The organism is Micromonospora sp. KC606 (genome assembly GCF_004348675.1).
Taxonomy (GTDB): Bacteria; Actinomycetota; Actinomycetes; order Mycobacteriales; family Micromonosporaceae; genus Micromonospora.
On record NZ_SMKN01000113.1, the window covers coordinates 1 to 19,014 of the forward strand.

Here is a 19,014-nt window from a genome sequence, read left to right on the forward strand (position 1 = left end):
GGCTACGTGGGGAGGGTTGCGGGGGTGAGTTCGCCGGTGGCGACCAGCACCGCCGGGCCGGACAGCCAGCAGGAACCCTCGGCGACGGTGATGGTGAGACGGCCGCCGGGTACGTCGACCGCGACCCTGCCGGTGTCCCGCCCGGCGTCGCGCAGCGCCACCGCCGCGACCGCGCACGCTCCGGTGCCGCAGGAGAGCGTCTCGGCCGAACCTCGCTCGTACACCCGCATCAGCACGTGCCCGTCGGTGTCGGCGACCGGCTCGCCCGGCGTGACGAACTCGACGTTCACTCCCGCGGGGAAGACCGTCGGGTCGTACCCGGGGGCCCGGGTGAGGTCCAGGCCGGTCAACTCCAGGTTGGCTGGCAGCACGCAGACCAGGTGTGGGTTGCCCACGTCCACCGCCGTCCCGGGCAGGGTCAGCCCGCCCAGGGTCGCGGTCGACGCGTCGTACACCCGAGGGCGGCGCATCTCGACGGCGATGGTCTCGGCCTCGACCCGCGCGCGCACGACCCCGGCCCGGGTGGCCACCGGCAGCGCCACGCCGGACGGCGCGGCGAGCCCGGTCTCCAGCAGGTAGCGGACGAAGACCCGGGAACCGTTGCCGCACATCTCGGCGACCGAGCCGTCGGAGTTCCAGTAGTCCATGAACCACTCGGCCTCGCCGGCGAGGCCGACGCCCTCGGGGTGCTTGGCGGCCCGCACCACCCGCAGCACGCCGTCACCGCCGACGCCGCGCCGCCGGTCGCAGATCGCGGCGACCAGGCCCGGGGTCAGGTCGAGGGTGCCGTCCGGGTCGGGCAGGATGACGAAGTCGTTGCCGGTGCCATGGCCCTTGGTGAACTCCACGCCCCCATCATCCCCGATGCGCGGCGACCACCCGCAGCGCCGCGTCGACCAGGCCGGGCGACGCCGAGTCCAGCCAGTGGACACGCGGGTCGCGACGGAACCAGGAGCGCTGCCGCCGGACGAAGCGGCGGGTGGCTCGGATCGTCTCGTCGTGCGCCTCGGCCTCGGTCGTCTCGCCGGCGAGAAGACGCAGGACCTGCTGGTAGCCGAGCGCCCGGCTGGCCGTACGCCCCTCGGCCAGGCCGTGGCCGACCAGCGTCTGCGTCTCCGCGACCAGCCCGTCGGCCCACATCCGGTCCACCCGCCGCGCGATCCGCTCGTCGAGCAGCGCGGTGTCCAGGTCGACGCCGAGCTGCACGGACGGGTAGTACGGCGTGGGCTGCGGCAGGGAGGCGGTGAACGGCTCCCCGGTCAGTTCGATGACCTCCAGGGCACGGACGATGCGCCGGCCGTTGCCGGGCAGGATGCTCGCCGCGGCGGCCGGGTCGGCCGCGCGCAGCCGCTCGTACAGCGGGGCCGGGCCGGCGTCGACCAGTTCGGCCTCCAGCCGTTCACGGACCGCCGGGTCGGTGCCGGGGAACTCGAACCGCTCCAGCACCGCCCGCACGTACAGCCCGGAGCCGCCGACCAGCAACGGCACCTTCCCCCGGGCCAGGATGTCGTCGACGGCCGCGCGGGCCAGCCGCTGGTACTCCGCGACGCTGGCCGGCTCGGTGACCGGCCAGATGTCGAGCAGGTGGTGCGGCACGCCCTCACGCTCGGCCGGGGTCAGTTTGGCGGTGCCGATGTCCATGCCCCGGTAGAGCTGCATCGAGTCGGCGTTGACCACCTCGCCGTCGAGGGTGTGCGCCAGGGCGATGCTCAGCGCCGACTTTCCGGCCGCGGTCGGCCCGACCACGGCGACGACGGTCATGCGCGTTCCCAGGAGGCCACGACGTAGGCGACGCCGTAGGGGGCGCCGTAGTGGCGCAGTTCGCCGCGCCAGTCGCCGCCGGCCGCGCGGGCCGCTCCGGCCAGCACCTGCCAGGGCGCCCGGCCGGCGACCTTCAGCTCCGCCGAGAGCGCCGGATCCAGGCCGAGCAGCGCCTCGGCGTCCGCGTCGGCCAGGGCCCGGGCCACCCCGTCGTCGTACGCCTCGGCACGCGGGTCGTCGTAGCCGGGTGACTTCGGGCCCCGGCAGGCCGAACCGTCTCCCATGACCAGCAGCCCCCAGTCGGCGTCGCTGCCGTGGCCCGCGCAGAGCGTGGCGGCCACCGCCGGGTCGGCTTCGGTAGCCACGGCGTGCATCCGGGCCACCGCCGACGGGCCGGTCGGGTGGCGGCACAGCAGCCACGCCCCGACGGTCAGGCTCAGCGGCAGGGGGGCCGGCCGGTACCCGGGGCGTCCGGCACCGAAGGAGACCTCGATGTCGACCCCCCACCGCGCCAGCGAACCGCGGTACGGGGAGTGGTAGGTGCGGCTCTCGGGCCCGTCGCCGACGACCACGATCCGGTGGGCCCCCGAGTCCATCAGGTCGGCGATCGCCGCGTCGCAGGCGGCGCGGAGCCCGTCCAGTTCGGGCGCGGCGGCGCCGGCCAACTCGGGCACGATCAGCGGCGGGTGGGGGCAGACGGCGGCGGCGACCAGGGGCACCAGGCAACCGTATCGGCACGGCGGTGCCCGGCGCCCCCGCACCCGCCGCTCAGCCGGGCTGACCGCCCCAGCCGCCCTGCACCATGGTCTGGAACCGCCACTGGCCGCCGGACTTGACCAGCAGGTCGGCGTAGCGCACCTGCTGCCGCTCGCCGTCGACGGTGAACTCGGCCTCGGTGAAGACCACGACCAGGCTCGGGGTGAGGAAGTACGGCGTGCGGCGCGACTCCATCCTCAGGTCGCCACCGCCACCGCCGCCGAGGACGCCGCCCATCATCTCCAGGTACGCCGCGCGGTCGAGTTGCTGGGCGGAGCCCTCCCCGGCGGCGTCGTCGGTGACCGTGTTCAGCGGAAACATCGCCAGGTCGGCGGTGCCGGCCACGTCGCCCGCCTCGGCCAGGGCGTCGTAGCGGCGGAACCACTCGTCCAGCTCGGTCAGCGCGGCCGCGTCCGGCACGAAGCCCGCGTCGGCCGGGGGCGTGATCCGGCTCCGGGACTGCGTCATCCTGTGCTCCTCACTGGCCCGCCGGGCGGACCCACTCAGTGTCGTACGCCGTACGGTACACCATGCGGCATGGCTCGACACTCCCCTGCGGACCCTGTCGGTGAATGGCAGGACACCGTATGGTCACGGTCAGAGACAGGCGCTCGACGCGAACGGGGTCAGACCTGTGACAATGCCGAGAGCAACTTTGCTGCGCCGTGGCGGCGATCGAGGGAGAAGTCCCGTCGACGCCGGGAGAACGAGGATGGGCACATGAGCGACTGGACTGCCTTCGGACGGGTGGACGCGGACGGCACCGTGTACGTCAAGACCGCCGAGGGCGAGCGGGTGGTCGGATCCTGGCAGGCGGGGGCCCCGGAGGAGGGGCTGGCCCACTTCGCCCGACGCTTCGCCGACCTGGTGACCGAGGTGGACCTGACCGAGGCCCGGCTCAACTCGGGCGCGGCGGACGCCGGCCACTCGCTGACCACGATCCGCCGGATCCGCGCCTCCCTGGCCGAGGCGCACGTCGTCGGTGACATCGACGCGCTGGCCGCACGGCTGGACAAGCTCGCCGCGGTCGCCGAGGACAAGGCCGGCGAGGCCCGTGCCGCCAGGGACGCGGCCCGGGTCGAGGCCCTCGCGCGCAAGACCGCCCTGGTCGAGGAGGCGGAGAAGATCGCCGCCGAGTCGACGGGCTGGAAGACAGCCGGGGATCGCCTCAAGGAGATCCTCGACGAGTGGAAGACCATCCGCGGCGTCGACAAGAAGACCGACGGCGAGCTGTGGAAGCGTTTCGCGGCGGCCCGCGACGGTTTCACCCGGCGCCGGGGCGCCCACTTCGCCTCGCTCGACCAGCAGCGCAAGCAGGCGCAGACGGTCAAGGAGGAGCTGGTCGCCGAGGCCGAGAAGCTCAAGGACTCCACCGAGTGGGCGGCCACGGCCAACCAGCTCAAGGAGCTGATGAACCAGTGGAAGGCCGCTCCCCGGGCATCCAAGGAGGCCGAGCAGAAGCTCTGGGAACGCTTCCGGGCCGCGCAGGACGGCTTCTTCAGCCGGCGCAGCGAGGTCTTCTCGGCGCGGGACAACGAGCAGAAGGCCAACCTGGAACGCAAGCAGGCGTTGCTGGCCGAGGCCGAGGCGCTGGACGTCGACGCTGACCCGAAGGGCACGCAGGCCAAGCTGCGGGAGATCCAGGCGCAGTGGCACGAGGCCGGCCGGGTGCCCCGGGAGGCCGCCGCCGGGCTGGAGCGCCGGCTGCGGGCGATCGACGACAAGGTCCGCGAGGTCATGGATTCGGCCTGGCGACGTACCACCCCGCAGGACAATCCGCTGCTCGCGCAGATGCGGGCCCAGGTCGCCGAGGCCGAGGAGCGGCTGGCCCGGGCGCAGGCCGCCGGAGACACCCGCCGGGTCAAGGAGGCCGAGCAGGCCCTGGCCGCCAAGCGGCAGTTCCTCCAGCTGGCCGAGCGGTCCGGCTGACCTGATCCGCTCCGGAAGCCCTCGGTCCCACGGCAGACCGAGGGCTTTCGCGTGTCCGCGCCCGCGCAGGTCGACGCACCGTCCGTCATTGGCAGGCCCGCCGAGTTTGCCTCCAGCGACCGTGAACATCCCTCAGCGCGGCGGCCGACTATTCGCTCCCCGCAGGTGGGGAGGCACTTTACATCGATAAGCATCTGTGCTTTCATCGGGGAAAGCGCTTGCCTCGTCACGTCGGGCAAGCCTGGTACGGGAGCCGCTCCTCACCCCACACGCTCACCCCGGCAGGGCACGCCGACCGCCGTCCCCGGCCGACCTCGACGCCGACGGGCACGGCGCCAGCAGGGTCGACCGACGGTCCGTGAACCCGCCGCCACCGAAGGGAAGCACATGCGCATCACATCCCGACGTCCGAGGGTCCTGCTCGCCGCCGCCACCGCCTCGGTGCTCGCCGCCTCCGCCCTCACCGTCAGCGCCACGCCAGCCGCCGCCGCCCCGAACTACCTGGTCGGCTGGGCCACCCAGAACGGCGGCACCACCGGCGGCGGCAACGCCCCGACCACCACGGTGACCAGCGCCTCCGCGCTCACCTCCGCCCTCGGCTCCAGCAGCGCCTCGGTCATCCGGGTCTCCGGCACCATCAACTGCTCCGGCATGCTGCGGGTCCGGTCCAACAAGACCATCCTCGGCAACGCCGGCGCCACCATCGCCGGCTGCGGCTTCAACATCAGCGGCGACCGCAACGTCATCATCCGGAACCTGACCTTCCGGAACTGGAACGACGACGCGATCAACGTGCAGGAGTCGGCGACGAACATCTGGATCGACCACAACACCTTCACCAGCGGGTACGACGGCGCGGTCGACATCAAGCGTGGCTCGGACTTCATCACCGTGTCCTGGAACCGCGTGCACAGCCACGACAAGTCGATGCTGCTCGGGCACAGCGACAGCAACGCCGGCCAGGACACCGGCCGGCTGCGGGTGACCTACCACCACAACTACTTCGACGGCAGCAACCAGCGCCACCCCCGGGTCCGCTTCGGCAACCCGGTACACGTGTTCAACAACTACTACCGCGCCAACCGCGGCTACGGCGTGGCGTCCACGATGAACGCCGGTGTCCTCGTCGAGGGCAACTACTTCGAGAGCGTCGCCGACCCGTTCCACCTCGGCGAGGGCAGCTCCGGCCCGGGCACCCTGGTGGCCCGCAACAACCACTTCGTCAACTCCGGCAGGGGGCAGTCCGGCGGCAGCGTCCGGAGCATCCCGTACCCGTACCCGCTCGACGCCGCCAGCAGCGTCAAGTCGATCGTGACCGCTGGGGCGGGCGCCGGCAAGATCTCCGTCTGACGCCCGATCCGGGGCCCGCCACACGGCGGGCCCCGGTCGCCGTCAGTGGGCGGCGCAGCCCGTCGTCGGCGTGGGTGCCGCCGCCGGGGCACCCACCGTGGGCAGCCCGAGCAGCACCCCGGGGGTACGCGGGGAGCGCCCCGCTTCCGCCGCGTCACCGGCCCGGGTGCGCCGGTGTGCCAGCGGCTCCCCGTCGGCGTTGAGGTGGTGCGGGGCGGCGTAGGTGACCCTGGTGCGCACGATGTCGCCGGGGCGGATCGACCCGGCGTACGACCCGGCGTCGAAGTGCACCAGGCGACCGTCGAGGGCCCGGCCGGAGAGCCGGCCGGTGCGCTCGTCCTTACGCCCCTCGCCGACGGCGACCAGCACCTCGACGGTCTCCCCGACCAGCTTGCGGTTCTCCGCCCAGGTGATCTCCTCCACCGTCGCGATCAACCGCTCGTAGCGCTCCTGGACGACCTGCTTGGGCAACTGGCCGTCCATGGTGGCGGCCGGGGTGCCGGGGCGCTTGGAGTACTGGAAGGTGAACGCCGAGGCGAACCGGGCTGCCCGCACCACGTCCAGGGTGCGCTGGAAGTCGGCCTCGGTCTCGCCGGGGAAGCCGACGATGATGTCGGTGGTGATCGCCGCGTCCGGCATCGCGGCCCGGACCTTCTCGATGATTCCCAGGTACTTCTCCGACCGGTACGACCGGCGCATCGCCCGCAGCACGTCGTCCGAGCCGGACTGCAACGGCATGTGCAGTGAGGGACAGACGTTCGGCGTCTCGGCCATCGCGGCGATCACGTCGTCGGTGAAGTCCTTCGGGTGCGGGCTGGTGAAGCGGACCCGCTCCAGCCCGTCGATGTCGCCGCAGGCGCGCAGCAGCTCGGCGAAGGCCGACCGGCCCGCACCGCGTTTCCAGTCCGGCTCGCCGGCGTCGCCGAACGCGACACCGTAGGAGTTGACGTTCTGCCCGAGCAGGGTCACCTCCAGCACGCCCTCGGCGACCAGGGCGCGAACCTCGGAGAGGATGTCGCCGGGGCGGCGGTCCTTCTCCTTGCCGCGCAGGGAGGGCACGATACAGAACGTGCACGTGTTGTTGCAGCCGACGGAGATCGACACCCAGCCGGCGTACGTCGACTCCCGTCGGGTCGGCAACGTCGACGGGAAGACGTCGAGGGACTCCAGGATCTCCACCTCGGCGGCGGCGTTGTGCCGGGCCCGCTCCAGCAGCGCCGGCAGCGAGCCGATGTTGTGTGTGCCGAAGACCACGTCCACCCAGGGGGCCTTGCGGACGATGTCGCCGCGATCCTTCTGGGCCAGGCAGCCACCGACGGCGATCTGCATCCCCGGGTGCCGGTCCTTCACGGGGCGCAGGTGACCAAGGTTGCCGTAGAGCCGGTTGTCGGCGTTCTCCCGGACGGCGCAGGTGTTGAACACCACCACGTCCGGGTCGTCGGCGGCCTCGGCGGCGCGGACGTAACCGGCCTGCTCCAGCAGGCCGGAGATCCGCTCGGAGTCGTGCACGTTCATCTGGCAGCCGTACGTGCGCACCTGGTAGGTGCGCGGGCTGCGTTCGGCTGCGGTAGTCATGACGTGCACAGCGTATCCGGGCCGACCGGGACGACCCGAACGAGGAGGAGCAACCATGTGCCGCAGCATCAAGACCCTGCGTGAGCCGTATGTGCCGGAGGTGACCCCGGCGGACATCCAGGCGGCGGCGTTGCAGTACGTCCGGAAGATCTCCGGATTCCGGACGCCGGCCGCGCACAACGCCGAGGCGTTCGAGGCCGCGGTGCAGGCGGTCGCCGCCGCCACCGCGACCTTGCTGGACCAGCTGCAGGTACGCGGCTCCCGTCCCGCCGCGACCCGCTGACCGGAACGCGCCCGGCCGGTCGGGCGGGTCGGTCAGGCGGCGGCGAGGGCTGGGTTGATCGAGTCGGGGGCCCACTTCGAACGGTGACACCGGGACCAGCCCCGGCAGCCCGGATGGGCCAGGGTGCACAGCCGCTGGCTGGTCAACACCTCGCCGTCGTCGGTCTCGGTCACCTCGAAGTGCACCGGCCGGATGGTGCCGTCCGGCGCCACCAGCAGGTGCCGGCCCGCGTCGAGGGTGTCGTCGGCCAGCAGGCAGTTGCGCCGCAGCAGCCGGGCCAGCGCCGCGACGCTGGTGTGCTCGTTCAGCGACTCCGGCACCCCGTAGCAGTCCACCATCGTGCCGAACTCCCCCGGCGCCTCCCATACGTCGCAGACCACCGCGTACGCGGGCAGCCGCGCCGGGTCGGCGATGGCGAGGGGCATCACCACCCGGCCGATCGCCTCGGCCAGGGCCGGGTACACGTCCACCGGTGCCGCCCGGTCGATTCTCCAGTTCCACAGCTCGGTCACGCCGCCTCCTCGCTGCGTTCGTCCCACCGGCCTCCGGATCGGGCCTTACAGACGATGGTGGGGTGCATATGACCTCAGCCGGGGGCAAGTTACCGGTCTGTGACCATTCCGGGCAAAATTCCCCGCAGCTCATTGCTCGGAGTAGCGGGAAGATGACAGTTTATCGGGTACGGTGGCCGGCCCGAAGCATCCCGAGCGGCCGAGTCGCGACCGATCAGCGCAGCACGACCAGGTGCTCACCCCGGGGCAACAGCTCACCCACCACCGTGCCGCCGGACACCTCCCCGGCCACCAGCAGGCCGCCGGAGGTCTGCGCGTCGGCCAGCAGCAGGCGGTCCGCCTCGCCGGCCGTACCGAACTCCGTCCAAGGGGTCACCCACTCCAGGTTGCGGCGGGTGCCGCCACTGACGTACCCATCCCGAACCGCCTCGCGCGCCCCCGGCAGGTACGGCACCCGGGCGACGTCGATCGCCACCGTCAGTCGGCTGGCCCGGGCCAGCTTCGAGGCGTGCCCGAGCAGCCCGAAGCCGGTGACGTCGGTGCCGCACCGGATCCCGGCGGCGACGGCGGCGCGGGCCGCCTCCCGGTTCAGGGTCGCCATCGCGGCAACCGCCGCCTCGAAACGTTCCCCGGTTCGCTTGTGCCGGGTGTTCAGCACCCCCAAGCCGAGCGGTTTGGTCAGCGACAGCGGCAGGCCCGCCCGGCCGGCCGGCCTCCAGGGTGATCAGCTCCTCCGGCCGGACCACGCCGGTCACCGCGAGGCCGGCCCGGTGACCATCCGAAATCGGACGCGGCAGCACGGCCCGGACCGGTGTTACCGCTCCGTGACCAACTGGGTTGCGTTCCGCCACGTCACCCCGCCTACAGTTGCCCAGACCGGGGGTCGACCGACCCCGCTCTCCGGGACGAACGACAGGGACGGTGGACGACGTGGCGAAGGGCGAACCGCTCATCGTGCTGGACGGGGTCAACAAGTGGTTCGGCCCCCTGCACGTGCTGGACGACGTGTCACTCTCCGTCGGCCGGGGCGAGGTCGTCGTCGTGATCGGTCCCTCCGGCTCCGGCAAGTCGACGCTCTGCCGCACCATCAACCGGCTGGAGCCGATCACCTCGGGCACCATCACCTTCGACGGGCAGCCGCTGCCCGCCGAGGGCAAGGCCCTCGCCAGGCTGCGCAGCGAGGTCGGCATGGTCTTCCAGTCGTTCAACCTCTTCGCGCACAAGACCATCCTGGAGAACGTCACCCTCGGCCCGATCAAGGTCCGCAAGGAGAAGCCGGCCGCCGCCCGCGAGCGCGGCCTGGCCCTGCTCGACCGGGTCGGCATCGCCAACCAGGCCGACAAGTACCCGGCCCAGCTCTCCGGCGGTCAGCAGCAGCGTGCGGCTATCGCCCGCGCGCTGGCCATGCAGCCCAAGGCGATGCTCTTCGACGAGCCGACCAGCGCGCTGGACCCGGAGATGGTCGGCGAGGTGCTGGACGTGATGACCTCGCTGGCCAGTGAGGGCATGACGATGGTCGTGGTCACCCACGAGATGGGCTTCGCCCGGCACGCCGCGAACCGGGTCATCTTCATGGCCGACGGCCAGCTCGTCGAGGACGCGCCGCCGGCCGAATTCTTCGCCAACCCGCGCAGCGAGCGGGCGAAGGACTTCCTCTCCAAGATCCTCACGCACTAGGCGTCCGTACAGGGAGCGCGCCGTCCCCCGGCGGGCTCCGTCGAAGAAGGAGAAGAGTATGCGTATCAAGCGCGTAGCGGCGCTCGCGGCGGCCGCCACCCTGGCGTTCGGCCTGGCCGCCTGCGGTGGCGACGACGCCGGGGAGGGCACCGGCAGCAAGTCCTTCCCCGCCGGTAGCACCATGGAGCGGCTGAACAAGGCTCAGAAGATCAAGGTCGGCACGAAGTTCGACCAGCCGGGCTTCGGCCAGAAGGGCCTGTCGGGCAAGCCCGAGGGCTTCGACGTCGAGGTCGCGAAGATCATCGTCAAGGAACTCGGCATCCCCGAGGACAAGATCGAGTTCGTGGAGACGCCGTCGAAGGTCCGCGAGGACAAGATCGTCGATGGCAGCGTCGACCTGGTCGCGGCAACCTACACGATCAACGACAAGCGCAAGGAGCGGATCGCCTTCGCCGGGCCGTACTACGAGGCCGGCCAGAACATCCTGGTCAAGAAGGACGACACCACGATCACCGGGCCGGACTCCTTCAAGGACGGCACCAAGAAGGTCTGCTCGGTCACCGGCTCCACCCCGGCCGAGAAGATCAAGGAGTACGTCAAGGACGTCGCCACCCAGCTGGTGCTCTTCGACACCTACGACAAGTGCCGGGACGCCCTCAAGAACGGCCAGGTCGACGCGGTCACCACCGACAACGTCATCCTGCTCGGCTACATCGCCAAGGACGAGGCCTCGTTCAAGCTGGCCGGCGACAACTTCACCAAGGAGCCGTACGGCATCGGGGTGAAGAAGGAGGACACCGACTTCCGCACCTTCATCAACGACACGCTGGAGAAGGCGTTCGCCGACGGTAGCTGGAAGAAGGCCTGGGACGACACCGCCGGCAAGTTCGGCGCGGAGCTGGGCGCCGCGCCGACCATCAACCGCTACTGATCTGATCTTCGATCTGGAGGGTGGGGAGGAACACCGACCCGTGAACGTACTCATCGACAGGTTCGACGTCTTTGCGGGTGGTTTCTGGCTCACCCTCCAGATCTGCGTGCTCGCCGCGACCGGGGCCCTGGTCCTGGGCGCGGTCGTGGCGGTGATGCGGATCTCGCCGGTGCCGCCGCTGCGCGCCGTCGGCACCGGCTACGTGAACGTCTTCCGGAACATGCCGTTGACCGTGGTGATGTTCTTCGCCGCCTTCGGCCTGCCGGCGCTCGGCTCCAACGCCGACTTCCTGCGCATCCCCGGCCTGGACGCGATCTTCAGCCGGCTCGGCACCGACCTGCCGTACTTCCGCTTCGCGTTGATCGCCCTGGTCCTCTACACCGCCGCGTTCGTCTGTGAGGCACTGCGCTCCGGGGTGAACGCGGTGCCGGCCGGTCAGGCCGAGGCCGCCCGCTCGCTCGGCCTGACCTTCGGCCAGAACCTGCGGTACGTGGTGCTGCCGCAGTCCTGGAAGGCGTCGGTGGTGCCGCTCGGCTCGGTCATCATCGCGATGATCAAGAACTCGGCGCTGGCCGGCTTCTTCGGGGTCGTCGGCGACCTGTCAGCCACGGCCGACCAGCTCACCGGGGCCGAGGGCTACGCCTTCATCCCGGTAGCCATCGGCATCTCGATCGGCTACCTGATCATGACCGTGCCGCTCGGTGCCCTGCTGGACCGGATCGAGAAGCGACAGGCGGTGGCCCGATGAGTCAGCAGACCAGCGTCCTCTACGACGTCCCCGGCCCCCGTCAGCGGCGGATCACCCTGATCAGCAGCGTCGTCGCCACGGTGGCGCTGCTCGTCGGGGCGTACTTCCTGATCTACCTCCCACTGGATGAAAAGGGCCAGTTCTCGATGGAGCTGTGGGGGCCGCTGGTCGACCCCTCCAACGAGAACTTCTCCCAGGTCTGGCAGCGCCTCGGCCTGGGCTTCAAGAACACCCTCACCGCGGCGGCGCTGGCCATCGTCGCCTCGCTGGTCGTCGGCACCCTGCTCGCCGTGCTGCGGATCCAGCTCAAGAGCCTCACCCAGCGACGCTTCACCGGGCTGGCCACGCCGCTGGCGTACCTGCTGCGTGGGCTGAGCCTGCTGCTGTCGGTGGTCACCCGGGTCTGCGTCGAGGTGTTCCGCGGCCTGCCGGTCGTCATCACCATCTTCTTCGTGGCCCGCGGCTTCCCCGAGTTCGGCGTCTCCTTCGACACTCTCTGGTACCTGGTTATCGGCCTGACCATCTACAACGCCGTGGTCATCGCCGAGATCCTCCGCTCCGGTATGGAGGGGCTGCCGGGCGGGCAACGGGAGGCCGCCGCCGCGATCGGGCTCTCACCGCTGCAGACCACCCGGATGATCCTGCTGCCGCAGTCCTTCCGGATCATGCTGCCGGCGCTGATCAGCCAGCTCGTGGTGGTGCTCAAGGACACGTCGCTGGGCTTCATCATCAGCTACGAGGAGACCCTCAACATCGGCAAGCAGATCATCGGCGTGCTGGGCAACCCGATCCAGGTGTACGTCGTGATCGCCGTGCTCTTCATCGTGGTGAACTACTCGCTGTCGAAGCTGGCGCAGTACCTCCAGCGCCGGCTCTCGCAGGGCCGCAAGACGGCCGGCACCCCGGCCCAGAACCCGCCGCCCGCGGCGCTCATGTCCCAGGCCGAGGGCGCCGGCGGCAACTGACCGGCAAACGACGGTAAGGGCCGGCCGTGTGGGCCGGCCCTTACCATGTCCGTACCGTCAGCGGGCGATCTCGGTGACCCGGGACTCGCGGACCACGGTTACCCGGATCTGCCCCGGATAGGTCAGCTCCTCCTCGATCTGCTTGGCCACGTCCCGGGCCAGTACCGCCGCGCCGATGTCGTCGACGTCCTCCGGCTTGACCATCACCCGGATCTCCCGGCCCGCCTGCATGGCGAAGACCTTCTCCACGCCGAGCTTGCCGGCCGCGATCTCCTCGATCCGCTCCAGCCGTTTGACGTACGCCTCCAGGCTCTCCCGCCGCGCGCCCGGTCGCCCGCCGGAGCAGGCGTCGGATGCCTGGGTGAGCACCGCCTCGATGGTCTGCGGCGGCACCTCGTTGTGGTGCGCCTCGATGGCGTGGACGACGTCCTCGCTCTCGCCGTACTTGCGGGCCAGGTCGGCGCCGATGATGGCGTGGCTGCCCTCCACCTCGTGGGTGAGCGCCTTGCCGATGTCGTGCAGGAACGCGCAACGTTTGATGGTCGGCACGTCCAGCCGCAGCTCGGCGGCCATGATCCCGGCGATGTGCGCGGTCTCCACCAGGTGCTTGAGCACGTTCTGCCCGTACGACGTACGGTAGCGCAGCCGACCGAGCAGGGAGACCAGCTCGGGGTGGATCTCGGTGATGCCCACCTCGACCAGGGCATCCTCGGCGGACCGGAGGCAGAGCTGCTCCACCTCGTGGCGGGCCAGGTCGTACACCTCCTCGATCCGGTGCGGATGGATCCGCCCGTCGAGGACCAACTTCTCCAACGTGAGCCGGCCCACCTCACGGCGGACCGGGTCGAAGCAGGAGAGCAGCACCGCCTCCGGGGTGTCGTCGATGATCAGGTTCACTCCGGTCACCGACTCGAAGGCGCGGATGTTGCGCCCCTCCCGGCCGATGATCCGGCCCTTCATCTCGTCCCCCGGCAGGTGCAGGACGCTGACCACGCTCTCCGCGGTCTGCTCACTGGCCACCCGCTGGATGGCCTCCACCACGATGTGCCGGGCGCGCTGCTCGGCGGTGCTGCGGGCGTCCGACTCGATGTCCCGGACGAGCAGCGCGGCCTCCCGCTTCGCCTGTGTCTCGATCACCTCGATCAGCTCGGCGCGAGCCGCGTCGACGGTCAGACCGGCGACCCGCTCCAGTTCCCGGCGGCGCTGCTCCTCAGCGACGGTCAGCTCCGCCTCCCGGGCGGCGAGCGCGGCCTCCCGGGCGGCGAGCGCGGCGCTGGCCGCGGTGAGTTGCCGCTCCCGCTCGGCGAGGCGCTCGACCTCCTCGGTGTGCAGGCGTTCGCGTTCGTCCATCCGAGCCGCCCGGCGTTCCACCTCGGCGGCCTGCTCACGGGTGGTGGCGGCCAGGACGGCGACCTCCCGCTCGCCGCTGCGTCGGGCCGAGGTCCGCAGCTGCTCCGCGTCGATCTCGGCCTGCTTGTGGGCCCGCTCCAGGATGGTGTCGGCCTCGGCGCGGGCGTCGTCGAGCACCCGGCGGGCCTCGGCCCGGGCCGCCTTCGCCTCCGCCTTGGCCCCGGCCGCCTCGGCCCGGGCTGCCGCGGCCGCGGACTTCGCCACGTCGATGGTGCTGCTCGCCTCGTCGGCGGCGGTGCGCAGCGCGGCCAGGGACTGCTCCTGGCGGTCCTTCTCGGCGATGAACGCCGGATCCTCCGGCCGGGGAACCGCACCCAGGTGCCGCACCGCCCGGACACCGAACATGACGGCGCCGAGGACGACCAGCGCCAGGGCCAGCACCACAACGAGGAGCACCACGTCGACAGCCGTCATGACCGCGCTCCCCGGTGCACGAGTGGCCTGCCGGTGGCGGCACCGAGGTCGCGGGGCGGGGCATCCGCGCCCCGGGACCACCTGTCGTCGCCGACCAAACCGCCCCTGGCCCGGGGCCGCCGGCCGTCGTCGGTGGAATCACGTCCGGAACGGACCCGGCCGTCCCCCGCAGAACCACGTCCGCGACGGGGTCGCCGCGCGCCGGCCGGCGCACTTCCGCCGACACCCCCTGGGGACCCGTGGTCCCTGTGCCGCGCCGCCATGGCCGCCTCCCCTGAGTCGACGCCGCAGCGAACCGTGTCACAGGAGACACGGACCACCACGGCCCTGGACGCCCGACCGAGCGGCTGGCCACAGGTACAGCTCTCCATCGGCGATGCCCCCCGGGCATCGCCGACAACCGGTTGCAGTTGTCGACCGGCTCAGGACCTGCCGTCCGGAGTGGTCGTCACAGGCCGGCAGAGCTGGCCAAAGTGATGCTGTTCTGTTACGCGATCTATGTTGTGCGCTTAGCCTGCGCTGGTCGGGCAATTCGAACCTGTATGGCGAGGCTAGGTCGCGGACGGCCGTTCGGTCAAGAACTCATGATCAAACCCCCCGAACGGAGAGAAGTTGCATCGTCACTCCCGGCTGACCGAAGGCCGGACACGGGGGGACAAACGCCCCCGATGGTCGTACCGCACTTGACCACACCGTCAAGATCGGCTCCGGTTGCGGGACGTCGCGTCATCCCACGATCAGCACACCGCGAAATGCGGCGAACGGAGTGGATCAACACCACGGTCGGGGTGAGGTCCGAGGGCCCGTCACCGAACGATTCCGGTACGGGCTGTCGCACCCGACACCGGCGCCGGGTACGGCAGGGCCGGCGGGCACCCGGGCACGGCACGGGTCAGCGGGCGCCCAGCACGCGGGCGGACGACACCAGAGCGGCGTTGTCCGCCGCTGGCGCCCCGTCCGGCAAGTGGAGGGTGTCCTCCAGGCCGACGCGGGTGTGCAAACCACGGCAGACCGCCTCGGCGAGCACCGGCCAGGTGCCACCGCCCTCGCCGTGCAGCAGCACCGGCGGATCGTCCGGGGTGAGCGCGGTGAGCATCGCGGCGGCGTGGGCCAACGCCTCGTCCGGGTCGTCCGGGGTGCACTCGACGAGGATCCGACCGGCCGGCACCCGCCACCGCCGGTACGCGGGCACGTCCGCCGCGGCCCAGATGCCGGCCTCGACCAGCACACCCCGTTCGTGCAGCACGGCGGCGACCGCCTCGGCCCCCGCCTCGTGCACGTTCACCGAGGCGAAGTCGGGCAGCACCGGCCAGGCGCGCACGGCGGCCACCCGGGCGGCCGGGTCGGGCTCGATCCAGGCGCCCGTGCTCACCCCGACGGGCAGCCCCGGCCGGGTGGCCCGCAGCGCCGTCACCGTTTCGGCGATCACCGCCGGCGCCAGCGACTCGGTGCCGGTCGTGTCACGGGCATGCACGTGCACCGCGGCGACGCCGAGGTCGGCGCAGCGCGCCGCGTCAACGGCCAGGTCGGTCGGGGTGATCGGCACGGTGGGGTGCTCGTCCCGGCGGCGGCCGCCGTTGAGACACGCCTTCAGCACCTGATCATCATCGCAGGCCCGGTCTCGCTCCGCAGGGGTGCGGCAGGCAGCGCAGGTGCGGGTGACGCGCGGGGTGAGGGACCGGCCGTCAGCCACACCCCGGACCAACCGTGCCCGAGGGTCGGGTGACCCGCCAGGTCACACGACGGAGCACCGCCGGCGGCGGTCAGCGCAGACGACAGGGCACCCGCCGGCGGCCGTCAGTCCACAAGGCGGGCGTCCCGGTCCAGCTCGCCCTCGGACGCCGCCAGGGCGTCCGCGTCGATCTGCTCGGCGAACTCGGCGGCCTCGGCGCTCTGTGCGGCGAGCGCGTCCTTCACCGCTCGGATCGCCACCCCCGGCGGATAGCCCTTGCGGGCCAGCATGCCGACCAGTCGGCGGAAGACCGCGTCGGGCTCGCCCCGGGCCGTGCGCAGTTTCCGCTCCACCAGGGCGCGGGCGGTCTCGGCCTCGGTCTCCTCGTCGAGCTCGCCGAGGACCTCCTGAGCGATGTCGCCGTCCACGCCGCGCTGGCGCAGCTCGTTGGCGAGCGCCCGGCGGGCCAGGCCCCGACCGGTGTGTCGGCTCGTCACCCAGGCGCGGGCGAAGGCAGCGTCGTCGATGATGCCGACCTCGTCGTACCGATCGAGCACCTGGGCGGAGACCTCCTCGGAGATGCCCCGCTTCGCCAGCGCCCCGGCCAGCTCGGCGCGGGTACGGGGACGCACGGCCAACTGCCGTAGGCAGATCTCCCGGGCCACCTCGGCCTCGTCGCGTGGCGGGGTAGCCGGCGCCTCCGGGTCGGCTGCGTCGGCGTGCGACCGGCGACCCCGGCGCGGGCGGAGCCGCCCGGCGTCGTCACCAGCCCGACGCGGGTGGGGCGTGTCGTCCCCGTCGCGGTACGGGCGAGGTACGTCGTCACCGGCGCGGTGCGGGTCGGGCGTGGTGGTGTCACCCGTGCGTGGCGGGCTGGCATCCCAGCCGCGCCCCGCACGGGCACGTCGTCCTGCCATTCTCAGCCGCGACCGGTCAGAAGTCGACCGGCGGCAGCTCCGGGCCGCCGGCGGCGTCGCCCGCGCCGGCCCCGACGCCGAGCTTCTCCAGGATCTTCTTCTCGATCTCGGCGGCCACGTCCGGGTTCTCCCGGAGGAACTCGCGGGCCTTCTCCTTGCCCTGGCCGAGCTGGTCACCGTCGTAGGTGTACCAGGCGCCGGACTTGCGGATGATCGCCTGCTCGACGCCGACGTCGATCAGCGATCCCTCGCGGGAGATGCCCTTGCCGTACATGATGTCGAACTCGGCCTGCTTGAACGGCGCGGCGACCTTGTTCTTCACGACCTTGACCCGGGTGCGGTTGCCGACCACGTCGGTGCCGTCCTTCAGGCTCTCGATGCGCCGCACGTCGAGGCGGACCGAGGCGTAGAACTTCAGCGCCCGGCCACCGGTGGTGGTCTCCGGACTCCCGAACATGACGCCGATCTTTTCGCGGAGCTGGTTGATGAAGATCGCCGTGGTGCCGGTGTTGTTGAGCACACCGGTGATCTTCCGCAGCGCCTGGCTCATCAGCCGGGCCTGCAGACCCACGTGGCTGTCACCCATCTCACCCTCGATCTCGGCACGCGGCACCAGGGCTGCGACCGAGTCGATCACGATGACGTCGATCGCGCCGGAGCGGACCAGCATGTCAACGATCTCCAGCGCCTGCTCGCCGGTGTCCGGCTGAGAGACCAGCAGCGCGTCGGTGTCGACACCGAGGGCCTTCGCGTAGTCCGGGTCGAGCGCGTGCTCGGCGTCGACGAACGCGGCGATGCCGCCGGCCCGCTGGGCGTTGGCCACCGCGTGCAGGGCCACCGTGGTCTTACCGCTGGACTCGGGACCATAGATCTCGACGACCCGGCCGCGGGGCAGGCCACCCACGCCGAGCGCCACGTCGAGCGCGATGGAGCCGGTCGGGATCACCGAGGTCTGGATGACGGGCCGCTCCCCCAGCCGCATCACCGAGCCCTTGCCGAACTGCTTGTCAATCTGAGCGAGAGCAAGGTCGAGCGCCTTCTCCCGGTCAGGCCCTGCTGCCATCGTTGCCACCCCTGCCTTCGCCGGCGTCTTACCTGAGCTTCGCGTCACGCGGGACACGCTAGGCGCTGGGTCCGACAGAAAACCAGCCGACCGGCTGCGAGCTGTGGACAAGCACCCCGCTGTGGACAATAGCCGAACAGGTGTACGACTCAGCAAGTGACACGCGGAAGTGACGAAATGGCTGCTCAACGTAGCCGGGCGGGCACCCGGTCCGGATAGGCGGCGACGACCGCCCGCCACACCACGTGCGTCTCCTCCCCCTCGATGAGCGCCTGCGTGATGGTCCGCCCACCCAGTTCGGAGAGCACCTGGTCACTGGCGATGCTGGCCGCGTAACCCGGCCCGAAGGCCTCCTCCAACCGGGTCCAGAAGTCGGTCAGCCGCACGTGATCAACCCTCCTCGTCGGGCGCCACGGACGGCACCGGACGCAACGCTAACGCCAGCAGGGGCACCACCGCGATCGCCGCCAGCAGGGTCAGCGTCGGATATCCCGCCACCCGCATGACAAACCCGCTGACCGCCGCCGCGCCCGCCCCAGCCAGCCCCATGGTCAGATCCGACAGCCCCTGCACGCCCGGCCGGACGTCGGTCGGCACCGCCTCCGACAGCAGGGTCGAGCCGGCGACCATGGTGCCCGACCAGCCGAGCCCGAGCAGCACCAGGCCGAGCGAGAGCAACGGCGTGTGGTGCCCGGCGGTGCCGGCGACCGCGCAGGCCGCCAGCAGGGTGGCGATCCCACCGAGGATCACCGCGCGCCGGCCCGCCCGGTCGGTGAGCCAGCCGACCACCGGGGAGAGCGCGTACATGCCGGCGATGTGCAGGCTCAGCACCACGCCCACCACCCGCAGCACGTCCACGTCGGAGTGCGACTCGCCGAGGCGTACCGGGGTCATCGCCATGACCGCGACCATCACCAGGTGACCGACCGTGACGGCGGCGATGCCGAGCCGGGCGGCCGGGCGGGCGACGACCACCCGCCAGGCCGCCCGCATGCCGGCCCGCGGCGCGACCACCGGCGGGTCGGCGGGCGGCACGACACCGGCCCCGGCC

General features: G+C 71.7%; 19 protein-coding genes and 1 pseudogene. 7 read left to right on the top strand and 13 right to left on the bottom strand.

The features are described from left to right. Positions 1 to 2: 2 nt before the first annotated feature. Genes dapF through E1193_RS20050 form a run of 4 tightly spaced genes read right to left on the bottom strand, consistent with a single transcriptional unit; the run spans position 3 to position 2,985 of the window. Positions 3 to 848, bottom strand: coding sequence for a diaminopimelate epimerase (gene dapF, locus E1193_RS20035; RefSeq protein WP_132184726.1), 846 nt, complete (start codon positions 846 to 848; stop codon positions 3 to 5). A gap of 7 nt (positions 849 to 855) precedes the next feature. Next, positions 856 to 1,761 carry a tRNA (adenosine(37)-N6)-dimethylallyltransferase MiaA gene (miaA, locus tag E1193_RS20040; RefSeq protein WP_132184727.1) on the bottom strand — a complete coding sequence of 302 codons (906 nt, stop codon included), beginning with the start codon at positions 1,759 to 1,761 and terminating at the stop codon, positions 856 to 858. Then, on the bottom strand, positions 1,758 to 2,480 hold the full coding sequence (locus tag E1193_RS20045) for a hypothetical protein (protein WP_132184728.1): 723 nt from the start codon (positions 2,478 to 2,480) through the stop codon (positions 1,758 to 1,760). Before E1193_RS20045 ends, miaA begins: the two co-directional genes overlap by 4 nt. Positions 2,481 to 2,529: 49 nt before the next feature. After that, positions 2,530 to 2,985: a nuclear transport factor 2 family protein gene (locus E1193_RS20050; protein ID WP_132184729.1), complete on the bottom strand. Its 456-nt coding sequence runs from the start codon at positions 2,983 to 2,985 to the stop codon at positions 2,530 to 2,532. A gap of 252 nt (positions 2,986 to 3,237) precedes the next feature. Here E1193_RS20050 and E1193_RS20055 point away from each other — a divergent pair, with 252 nt between their 5' ends. Further along, the gene (locus tag E1193_RS20055; protein ID WP_132184730.1) at positions 3,238 to 4,446 is read left to right on the top strand and encodes a DUF349 domain-containing protein; all 1,209 of its coding nucleotides are present in this window, start codon (positions 3,238 to 3,240) and stop codon (positions 4,444 to 4,446) included. A 387-nt stretch (positions 4,447 to 4,833) separates the two neighbouring features. Continuing rightward, complete coding sequence (locus tag E1193_RS20060; RefSeq protein ID WP_132184731.1) at positions 4,834 to 5,796, top strand: pectate lyase; 963 nt, start codon at positions 4,834 to 4,836, stop codon at positions 5,794 to 5,796. A gap of 42 nt (positions 5,797 to 5,838) precedes the next feature. Here E1193_RS20060 and miaB read toward each other — a convergent pair whose 3' ends face one another. Next, positions 5,839 to 7,371 carry a tRNA (N6-isopentenyl adenosine(37)-C2)-methylthiotransferase MiaB gene (gene miaB / locus E1193_RS20065; RefSeq protein WP_132184732.1) on the bottom strand — a complete coding sequence of 511 codons (1,533 nt, stop codon included), beginning with the start codon at positions 7,369 to 7,371 and terminating at the stop codon, positions 5,839 to 5,841. 55 nt (positions 7,372 to 7,426) lie between these two features. Here miaB and E1193_RS20070 point away from each other — a divergent pair, with 55 nt between their 5' ends. Continuing rightward, positions 7,427 to 7,654: a DUF2277 domain-containing protein gene (locus E1193_RS20070; protein WP_132184733.1), complete on the top strand. Its 228-nt coding sequence runs from the start codon at positions 7,427 to 7,429 to the stop codon at positions 7,652 to 7,654. A 32-nt stretch (positions 7,655 to 7,686) separates the two neighbouring features. On the opposite strand, the gene E1193_RS20075 is transcribed toward E1193_RS20070, so the two are convergent. Continuing rightward, positions 7,687 to 8,166, bottom strand: a complete 480-nt coding sequence (locus E1193_RS20075; RefSeq protein ID WP_132184734.1) for a hypothetical protein — start codon at positions 8,164 to 8,166, stop codon at positions 7,687 to 7,689. 214 nt (positions 8,167 to 8,380) lie between these two features. Beyond that, a pseudogene (selD, locus tag E1193_RS20080) lies at positions 8,381 to 8,945 on the bottom strand (selenide, water dikinase SelD); the annotation flags it as partial. Between the two features lie 142 nt (positions 8,946 to 9,087). On the opposite strand from selD, the gene E1193_RS20085 reads away from it, so the two are divergent. From E1193_RS20085 to E1193_RS20100, 4 genes are read left to right on the top strand one after another with little or no spacing between them, the layout of a single operon-like run. Continuing rightward, positions 9,088 to 9,843 carry an amino acid ABC transporter ATP-binding protein gene (locus E1193_RS20085; RefSeq protein ID WP_132184735.1) on the top strand — a complete coding sequence of 252 codons (756 nt, stop codon included), beginning with the start codon at positions 9,088 to 9,090 and terminating at the stop codon, positions 9,841 to 9,843. Positions 9,844 to 9,901: 58 nt separating this feature from the next. After that, on the top strand, positions 9,902 to 10,774 hold the full coding sequence (locus tag E1193_RS20090) for a glutamate ABC transporter substrate-binding protein (protein ID WP_132184736.1): 873 nt from the start codon (positions 9,902 to 9,904) through the stop codon (positions 10,772 to 10,774). Positions 10,775 to 10,814: 40 nt separating this feature from the next. After that, positions 10,815 to 11,522 carry an amino acid ABC transporter permease gene (locus tag E1193_RS20095; protein WP_132184737.1) on the top strand — a complete coding sequence of 236 codons (708 nt, stop codon included), beginning with the start codon at positions 10,815 to 10,817 and terminating at the stop codon, positions 11,520 to 11,522. Further along, positions 11,519 to 12,487, top strand: a complete 969-nt coding sequence (locus E1193_RS20100; protein WP_132184738.1) for an amino acid ABC transporter permease — start codon at positions 11,519 to 11,521, stop codon at positions 12,485 to 12,487. Before E1193_RS20095 ends, E1193_RS20100 begins: the two co-directional genes overlap by 4 nt. Before the next feature lie 57 nt (positions 12,488 to 12,544). Here the strand turns inward: E1193_RS20100 and rny are convergent, their stop codons facing one another. From rny to E1193_RS20130, 6 genes are all read right to left on the bottom strand, one after another. Next, on the bottom strand, positions 12,545 to 14,311 hold the full coding sequence (gene rny / locus E1193_RS20105; RefSeq protein WP_132184739.1) for a ribonuclease Y: 1,767 nt from the start codon (positions 14,309 to 14,311) through the stop codon (positions 12,545 to 12,547). An 892-nt stretch (positions 14,312 to 15,203) separates the two neighbouring features. Further along, positions 15,204 to 15,908 (bottom strand): 3-keto-5-aminohexanoate cleavage protein, encoded by a 705-nt coding sequence (locus E1193_RS20110; RefSeq protein ID WP_132184740.1) that lies wholly within the window; start codon positions 15,906 to 15,908, stop codon positions 15,204 to 15,206. 200 nt (positions 15,909 to 16,108) lie between these two features. Next, a complete protein-coding gene (locus E1193_RS20115; RefSeq protein ID WP_132184741.1) occupies positions 16,109 to 16,900 on the bottom strand; it encodes a regulatory protein RecX in 792 nt (263 codons plus the stop codon). Positions 16,901 to 16,916: 16 nt separating this feature from the next. Further along, on the bottom strand, positions 16,917 to 17,963 hold the full coding sequence (gene recA / locus E1193_RS20120; protein ID WP_132184742.1) for a recombinase RecA: 1,047 nt from the start codon (positions 17,961 to 17,963) through the stop codon (positions 16,917 to 16,919). A gap of 185 nt (positions 17,964 to 18,148) precedes the next feature. Next, positions 18,149 to 18,349, bottom strand: a complete 201-nt coding sequence (locus E1193_RS20125) for a DUF3046 domain-containing protein (protein ID WP_132184743.1) — start codon at positions 18,347 to 18,349, stop codon at positions 18,149 to 18,151. A 4-nt stretch (positions 18,350 to 18,353) separates the two neighbouring features. Then, positions 18,354 to 19,014, bottom strand: a 661-nt coding sequence (locus tag E1193_RS20130; RefSeq protein ID WP_132184744.1) for an MFS transporter, incomplete at its 5' end; no start/stop codon positions are given.